This is a genomic window from Halobacillus litoralis (genome assembly GCF_009856355.1).
Lineage (GTDB): Bacteria > Bacillota > Bacilli > Bacillales > Halobacillaceae > Halobacillus > Halobacillus litoralis_B.
Window position 1 is genome coordinate 170,196 of the sequence record NZ_WMEW01000008.1, and the last position, 7,400, is coordinate 177,595.

The following is a 7,400-nucleotide window of genomic DNA, read 5'->3' on the forward strand; positions in this document are numbered from 1 at the left end:
AAACCGATGCTGCCTTCATGACAGCACCGGCTTTGTTTTTTCTTACATCAGTTTACGTTCATAAACCACTTCGTTCGTTGACACATCCAAAGCATCCACCTTCAGGCTCTTCACCTGGCCATCCTCTGGATTTCGGGATCCCCATAGACGGATATCATTTTTCAAATTGTGATCATAAAAATCCGTGCGTACCGTCCGCAGGCCATCCTGTTCCTCATACACCCAGCACTCCTTGAACTCCATCGTCTCTTTCGGCTGGCTCAGTATGTAGTCATTCAAGACCTTTTCAAACTCGGGAAAATCTATTTCTCCTTTTTGAAGCCCATCCGCTTCAAATGAAGCAAACTCTGTATAATGGTGAATTAAATCTGCGTTTTGACTCACGTTTATTCCTCCTTCACATTCTCTATCAGTAGCTTTACCCGTTTCTACCAGGAAGAAAACGAGAGAATAGAACAGGTGCCCGGTTTCACCCCGGACACCTGTCGTTTATACCCTCGCTGTGATCTCTTCCAGCTGTTGAACAAGAGCTTGACACTTGTCCAGGTTACGCGCATCCGGGTGCGGCTCACCGAACGCTCCTATATCATTATCATAGTACCGGCCGGAAGCCTCCGCAAATTCATCCGACAAAGACGCACGGCACAGGATATCTGCACCAATGTTGATATCGCGGCCCTCTGTTCCGAAAGCCTTTTTCACCATTTTGCTGCCCAGAAGAGACATGGGATTCACAGCCACGACAACAGGCTCCACCCGCCGGGCCATTTCATACGTCCACATCGTCAGTGCAAGCTTACTCTGCGCATACGCCTCTCCGTCAGCAAGCTTCTTCTTCCCGTAAAGAGCCTGCTCATCCACCGGCGACTGCGCAGCCGACGACAAGTTCACAATACGGCTTGAAGCATCCATAAGCGGAAGGAGTGCTTTTGTCAGCTCATAGGGAGCCAGTGTATTCACAGCAAAGCGGATGTCCAGCCCGTCAGCCGTGACAGGCTCTGACGCATTATATACGCCTGCATTGTTGATCAGAACATCCAGGTGATCATGCCTGGCTGCGATTTCCTCAGCCAACCTTCTCACCTCACTTATAGAAGACAAATCAGCTACATACTGCTCGATTTCCTCATCCCCCAGCTCATTGGCTACGTCAGCCAGCTTCTCTGCGCTGCGGCCGTGCAAAAGCACCTCATGACCTTCCTTGACGAGTCTTTTTACTGTCGCAAGGCCGATGCCATCTGTTGCACCTGTGACTACGATCTTCATGGCCATCCTCCTCCTTCAATAATGATCCGTACTCTTCCCATTCCCTAATTCAATGGGAATGGAACCACCTGATTAGGGTCAACTTTTCTTCTGGAAATATTCAAACGGAGAGAGATCCTTTCTTATGTTATCCAGGGTATAACGTTCGGGGATGTAAGCAAAGGAAAGTGTGCTGGAATGGAAGAGTTCCTTTATGATTAGGAAACCATACAAAAAAGCCGATATCTACAATAAGTAGATATCGGCTTTCAATCAAACTATTTAGTACCGATGGCCGGGGTCGAACCGGCACTCCGTGAGGAACATGATTTTGAGTCGCAAAGATGGTAGTCTATGCGGGTAAATCGTCTCTCGAAGGCTTGATCGAGGGGCACACCGTACATTTCTGCGCACATTAGACGAGTCAACTAGCGTACGACACGTACAACCCGTTTTCCTTAACGTTAATTATACGGGGAGGGACGATTACCTGCAAGGGGTTAGCTTTATATAACGAGAACAGCTGCGCCACCATGCTCCTACATAAATAAAGACGATAACCTATTTAGGCTACCGTCGATCACGAATTTATTTAAGGTCAATGGTTTTTGTATTAGTTCCGAATACACCTTCAGATACTTGAAGTTTCAATCCATCTTGGTCTGCTGTCTCAGCGTTAATATCGAAAGCCACTTTACCTTCAATCGTTGAGTCTGGATTTACCTCGGCTAAGAAAAACTCTACAGAATCCTCATTAGCTGACATCGTAGCTCCGGAATCCGCCTCGTAAGTTTTATCTTCAAACTTCAGCTTGAACATTGAGCTGTCCACCGTGTTAGCTTCATTACCATTATTTATAACAGTAACGTCAACAAGTACGTATTTACCGTTAGCTTCCTCTTGGAACATTTCCGGCCCAACTGTACTAGCAGTTGTTTTCTCATTTACGGTAAACGCCATTTTGCCGACCTCTACTTTGTCCCCGATGACATAAGTCTGTTCTTCTTCTGTATCTCCGCTATCCGACGAAGTCTCCGTGCTCTCTCCCTCTGAATTAGTAGACGCTGTATCGTCTCCTCCAAGTGAAGCAAGGATCACCCCTAGTATTACCAGCACGATAACTCCAAGGCACCCAAACTTGAAGAACTTCTTCATATACTACTCCCCCAATTACATAAAATTTGAAATAATTACATCTATAACATAATAAGTCAATTAATGGATATTTACAATAGGTAACAATGAAGAAATTTCAGTTTCGAGGGAAAATAGCCATCTACAACGAAAATTTTAAAGCTAATACAAGTTTAACCGAACCTCTCCGCATGGTCATACGGGATGTGCACACGGAACATCTCGTAAAATGATTCATCGTTGTATTCGTCTTGCAGGCGTCGGTAAGCGTTAGAGTATAACATCTCAAGCTCCTCGGCGTTTCCCAGGGATGCGTGAAAAAAGCAATGATAGCACTCGTTAGCATCCAGGTAATGATACGGCAGCTCTCCACGGGTTCTTTCCCAAGTATCAACGAACATGTTACGAAACTCCTCTTCGTCCACGTCTAACCGCAGAACGAGGCGTTCGACGTTCTTGTATGAAGGGAAACCGTCTATCAATAAATTCCGTACGAGTGATACTCGATTACCGTTTCCCATACCGCTTGTCTCCGAAATGAAAACCCGCAAGTAATGGAAGAGGGCATTGTCATAACGTTTCTCTCGTTCCAACTGTTCGGCCATGCTCCGTATGCTGTTCCTCATTAAACCGTACTTTCGGTTGCGGGCGTGTTTTTCAATGCTCATCCCAATCAAGGCAAACGATATGTCAGCGTTGAGCGGGTTATAGTCGTATTTTGCAACGTGCCTAATCGCACTGGCAACGTTGTAGCTGCCATCACTAGAAGGGCGCCTATGCGCCGGGACGATGTAGTAAAACGCCTTCAGCGTTGCTTCCCCTTTTGCGGTAATAAGCATAACGGGATTATCGCCAACAATCGCCTCAACTTCAGCTTCCGAAAATTTTTCCGTTATTCTTGCAATAAGATCCGCTTTCTTCCCACCGACCTTTAGCTGCTTCGACTTCAATAGTTCCTTCAACTTTGGGACGGTTAACGCCTCAAGCGAGTATAAGGGTGAACCTTCTGTGACGTAACCTTCCTTAAAGAGTTTCTCTAACGATCTCTCAGCATCAATGCCATACGTCTCCGAATAATAACGCGGGAAGAAAACATTTCGATGCTTTCCCGATATCCAGTCGATGAGAATGACCTCTCCGGAGAGTAAGCCGTTTGAAAGTTTTATTGCAGAAAGCTCTTTTCTATCCTTAGTCTGCTCTAGCCGCTCTCGGAACCTCTGTAATTTAGGACTAACATCTTGCCGTGGAGATGAAACTTCCAATTCGCCAAATACGTCTACAGCTTGCAACAAAACTCGCATTTCCTCGTCATACTGTTTTCTTTCCCGATAGAGATTTGCAAGGCTATCGTAAGGATGATTACCTTCAAAACGTTCAGCAATATTCAGCTCATATAGACTTATCGCGGCATCAACGTTCCCATCTCTTTCGAGTTCAATTCCTTTAAGGTTACGATCAACATGGCTTTCAAATATTTGATTTTTCTTTGATAGCTCCTTCGTAGGAACAGGCTCATTTTGACATTTTTCATTGTCGTACTGATTCGTTTCACTATTGTAACTTTTTCTAACTGCATAAGCTGGTTCTGCTCGTAGGCTTGTTTCACTTCCCTCGATAGGCTTCGGTGGAGTAGTTCCCTTAAGTGCCTTTTTCAATAAGTCGAACAATCCCATTATGCATCCCCCACTCCTTATCACTATACAAAGTAGTTAGAAAGGAAATCGAACATTTTCCATCGATTCGTTAAACTGAACCATTGCCTCATCTGACATGTTTCTTAGTTGATTAAAAATCTCTATAGGTAGTGAACATAATCTTGGATTTCCGTAGCTGGTTTCCTCTATTACGACTAATAAGTTTCTATCTAGGAGATTATTTATAATTGCCGAATAACTACTAGAAAGTTCATTTGATAGGTTGTTTTCACCTTCCCAATCTTTTATTAAAGAAATAGTATCGTCTTCCATCCATCTCAGACCATAACTTCTAACTTCTGTATCTATAGTAAATTTTAACAACAATAGTTCCTTAAGCGTAAATGTCCTAGAAATAACTAGATCTTCCAAATTTATTATATCGGAAGATGGTATCGCTTGCACATCTTCTTTTAGCTTAAGTTCACTATTGTATTCAACAACCTTGCGGTATAAATGTCCACTTATGCTTTCCTTGTTATATGTGAAGTAAATCCCTCTACCTGTGTACTCACTCTTAAAGGAACGTAATCTCTCAAATTCTTGAAGATCGGTATCTATAGGAAGGTCATTGTTTATAAAATAAATCATAACTTCCTTTCCTTTACTAATGAAATCCTCTATTTCTTCAAGCGTTCCGGACGGATGATTAGCAGTGGGGGTGCCTAATTTAGTCCAAAAAACTCCTATCAAAATATCACTCTTGCTGACTACTTGTTCGTTAATGACTCCTTGCGGGTTGCTACCGTGGTATGTAGGTGTAGAATCCTTTTCCCACCTTGTAGGCAGTAGCACAACTTTTAAGTCCTCAGAATATCTTATATTCCATTTAAAAATCTCATTCTCTATCTCATCACGTTGCAGGTCTACATCCGAAGGGGATGCAATCATTACTCTTAATACATTCGCTTTAAAACCCACTGGACCCACCCTCCCTTTTGACTAAATATTACCAGTTATTAGTTACGGATAAAAGTAAAAGCCGCTCTTATAAGGACAACCTTTCTATAACTCACTTTATACGTTAATTCTTTGAATTACTGAACGCATATGTCTAGACTACCTGACCGCCCCGCTGTAGAACTGTTGCTTTTAAGGCTTATCCCCAACGTCTGACCAACCGAAGTTGATCGTATTCAATCGAAACCTTAGACGGGAGCTGCTCGGCAACCTTCCCTCCTAAGACGTCCATGTTACGAATGTCCGAGACTTTATTGATCAGCTTGCACTTCTGGCGTTGGTCCAAGTGAACGTGAACCTTTACGATTACACCCTGTAAGGCTAATAAAGTGCGTATTGCTCGCAGCTTCGCATTGATCGTACCTACTTTCAACTGGCGACCATGTTTTATTTCATCGATGTAGTCGGCGATATCGGTGCGTAAGACTAGGCTTAAGTCTAGTGATTTTTCCTTGCGTACTAATTACCTCCGGAAATCCTCTCATTCTTTTTGATAGTATCGGAGAGTAAATTCTCGAAGAGCTCGTCGCTCTCCGTCTACTAGAAACATTTCCATTGCCTGGTCAAAGTGCATTTCCTTGCCTTTTAGCGCTCACTCAACGACTTTTACTTCATATGTATGGAAACAACCGATTATCTCGTCGGTTTCTACGCACATAAAAAACTCCGCTTTCCTGTCGATTAAGGAAAACGGGGCTTAACGATGTACCGTATGAACATACGATCATTTCTACGTCCATTAAACGTAAAAAAAGACGATACCTACGCTAGTAGATACCGTCTTTATGCGACCTATTTAGTACCGGTGGCCGGGGTCGAACCGGCACTCCGTGAGGAACACGATTTTGAGTCGTGCGCGTCTGCCAATTCCGCCACACCGGCAAATAATCTTATGGAGGCGGCAACCGGAATCGAACCGGTGATAAAGGAGTTGCAGTCCTCTGCCTTACCTCTTGGCTATGCCGCCATAAGATATTCAATTATGATTGTATCATATTCAATGGATCCTGAATATGTGAATGTATGGAGCGGGAGACGGGATTCGAACCCGCGACCCCCACCTTGGCAAGGTGGTGTTCTACCACTGAACTACTCCCGCAATGATAAGTGGCTGGGCCAGCTGGATTCGAACCAGCGCATGACGGTACCAAAAACCGTTGCCTTACCGCTTGGCTATGGCCCAATAATTCAGATCGTTTACTATGAAATAAATGGGGCGGTTGATGGGAATCGAACCCACGAATGCCGGAACCACAATCCGGTGCGTTAACCACTTCGCCACAACCGCCATAAGAAGCAGGGGTAGTAGGAATCGAACCCACATTGACGGTTTTGGAGACCGTAGTTTTACCATTAAACTATACCCCTATTTAATTTTGAAATAAAATGGTGGAGGGAGTAGGACTCGAACCTACGAACCCGATGGGAGCGGATTTACAGTCCGCCGCGTTTGGCCAACTTCGCTATCCCTCCACTTGAAAAGTGGTGCCGGCCAGAGGACTTGAACCCCCAACCTACTGATTACAAATCAGTTGCTCTGCCAGTTGAGCTAGGCCGGCTAAATGGTGGCTCGGGACGGAATCGAACCGCCGACACACGGATTTTCAGTCCGTTGCTCTACCGACTGAGCTACCGAGCCTAAATATGTATAATATTTAAAGTGGCGGTCCGGACGGGACTCGAACCCGCGACCTCCTGCGTGACAGGCAGGCATTCTAACCAACTGAACTACCGGACCAATTTGGCTGCGCTTCACAGCACTACTATTCAAAAGAATAATTTGGTTGCGGGGACAGGATTTGAACCTGTGACCTCCGGGTTATGAGCCCGACGAGCTACCAGACTGCTCTACCCCGCGATATTGTGCGTTGTGCACGATAATGAAATTCTATGGTGGAGGATGCAGGGTTCGAACCTGCGACCCCTTGCTTGTAAGGCAAGTGCTCTCCCAGCTGAGCTAATCCTCCGTAAGTGGTGACCCGTACGGGATTCGAACCCGTGTTACCGCCGTGAAAGGGCGGTGTCTTAACCACTTGACCAACGGGCCAATGTTAATGGCGGAGAGTGAGGGATTCGAACCCTCGAAACCGTGGTAACGGTTTACACGAATTCCAATCGTGCTCCTTCGGCCAGCTCGGACAACTCTCCACTATGGCTCCAACGGTAGGATTCGAACCTACGACCGATCGGTTAACAGCCGATTGCTCTACCACTGAGCTACGTTGGAATAATGTATCAATCTGGCGACGTCCTACTCTCACGGGGGTAAACCCGACTACCATCGGCGCTGAAGAGCTTAACTGCTGTGTTCGGCATGGGAACAGGTGTGACCTCTTCGCCTTCATCACCAGATCTTTTTTAACTCCT

General features: G+C 45.2%; 5 protein-coding genes, 15 tRNA genes and 1 rRNA gene. All 21 read right to left on the minus strand.

The annotated features are described in order from the left end of the window. Positions 1-42: 42 nt before the first annotated feature. The 21 genes from GLV97_RS12970 to rrf all read right to left on the minus strand — a co-directional run bounded on the left by GLV97_RS12970 (position 43) and on the right by rrf (position 7,385). The gene (locus tag GLV97_RS12970) at positions 43-384 is read right to left on the minus strand and encodes a hypothetical protein (protein ID WP_160889811.1); all 342 of its coding nucleotides are present in this window, start codon (positions 382-384) and stop codon (positions 43-45) included. 105 nt (positions 385-489) lie between these two features. Beyond that, the gene (locus GLV97_RS12975) at positions 490-1,266 is read right to left on the minus strand and encodes an SDR family NAD(P)-dependent oxidoreductase (RefSeq protein WP_202410638.1); all 777 of its coding nucleotides are present in this window, start codon (positions 1,264-1,266) and stop codon (positions 490-492) included. Positions 1,267-1,833: 567 nt separating this feature from the next. Further along, complete coding sequence (locus GLV97_RS12980; RefSeq protein WP_160834753.1) at positions 1,834-2,400, minus strand: DUF4352 domain-containing protein; 567 nt, start codon at positions 2,398-2,400, stop codon at positions 1,834-1,836. Between the two features lie 152 nt (positions 2,401-2,552). Further along, positions 2,553-4,052 (minus strand): SAP domain-containing protein, encoded by a 1,500-nt coding sequence (locus tag GLV97_RS12985; RefSeq protein ID WP_160889813.1) that lies wholly within the window; start codon positions 4,050-4,052, stop codon positions 2,553-2,555. 36 nt (positions 4,053-4,088) lie between these two features. Beyond that, positions 4,089-4,994: a hypothetical protein gene (locus tag GLV97_RS12990; RefSeq protein ID WP_160834751.1), complete on the minus strand. Its 906-nt coding sequence runs from the start codon at positions 4,992-4,994 to the stop codon at positions 4,089-4,091. Between the two features lie 839 nt (positions 4,995-5,833). Next, a tRNA-Leu gene (locus GLV97_RS12995) sits at positions 5,834-5,915 on the minus strand. Positions 5,916-5,926: 11 nt separating this feature from the next. Then, positions 5,927-6,000 (minus strand) — tRNA-Cys (locus GLV97_RS13000). 57 nt (positions 6,001-6,057) lie between these two features. After that, positions 6,058-6,132: transfer RNA gene (locus GLV97_RS13005), tRNA-Gly, on the minus strand. Positions 6,133-6,141: 9 nt separating this feature from the next. Beyond that, positions 6,142-6,216: transfer RNA gene (locus GLV97_RS13010), tRNA-Gln, on the minus strand. A gap of 29 nt (positions 6,217-6,245) precedes the next feature. Continuing rightward, positions 6,246-6,321 (minus strand) — tRNA-His (locus tag GLV97_RS13015). Between the two features lie 9 nt (positions 6,322-6,330). Further along, positions 6,331-6,401 (minus strand) — tRNA-Trp (locus tag GLV97_RS13020). Positions 6,402-6,420: 19 nt separating this feature from the next. Further along, positions 6,421-6,506, minus strand: a tRNA-Tyr gene (locus GLV97_RS13025). Positions 6,507-6,516: 10 nt separating this feature from the next. Beyond that, positions 6,517-6,592: transfer RNA gene (locus tag GLV97_RS13030), tRNA-Thr, on the minus strand. Positions 6,593-6,596: 4 nt separating this feature from the next. Continuing rightward, a tRNA-Phe gene (locus GLV97_RS13035) sits at positions 6,597-6,672 on the minus strand. A 22-nt stretch (positions 6,673-6,694) separates the two neighbouring features. Continuing rightward, positions 6,695-6,771: transfer RNA gene (locus tag GLV97_RS13040), tRNA-Asp, on the minus strand. Between the two features lie 43 nt (positions 6,772-6,814). Continuing rightward, positions 6,815-6,891: transfer RNA gene (locus tag GLV97_RS13045), tRNA-Met, on the minus strand. 33 nt (positions 6,892-6,924) lie between these two features. After that, a tRNA-Val gene (locus GLV97_RS13050) sits at positions 6,925-7,000 on the minus strand. 5 nt (positions 7,001-7,005) lie between these two features. Next, positions 7,006-7,080 (minus strand) — tRNA-Glu (locus tag GLV97_RS13055). A gap of 8 nt (positions 7,081-7,088) precedes the next feature. Further along, positions 7,089-7,181 (minus strand) — tRNA-Ser (locus GLV97_RS13060). A gap of 4 nt (positions 7,182-7,185) precedes the next feature. Continuing rightward, positions 7,186-7,260 (minus strand) — tRNA-Asn (locus GLV97_RS13065). A gap of 11 nt (positions 7,261-7,271) precedes the next feature. After that, positions 7,272-7,385, minus strand: a 5S ribosomal RNA gene (gene rrf / locus GLV97_RS13070). Between the last annotated feature and the right edge of the window lie 15 nt (positions 7,386-7,400).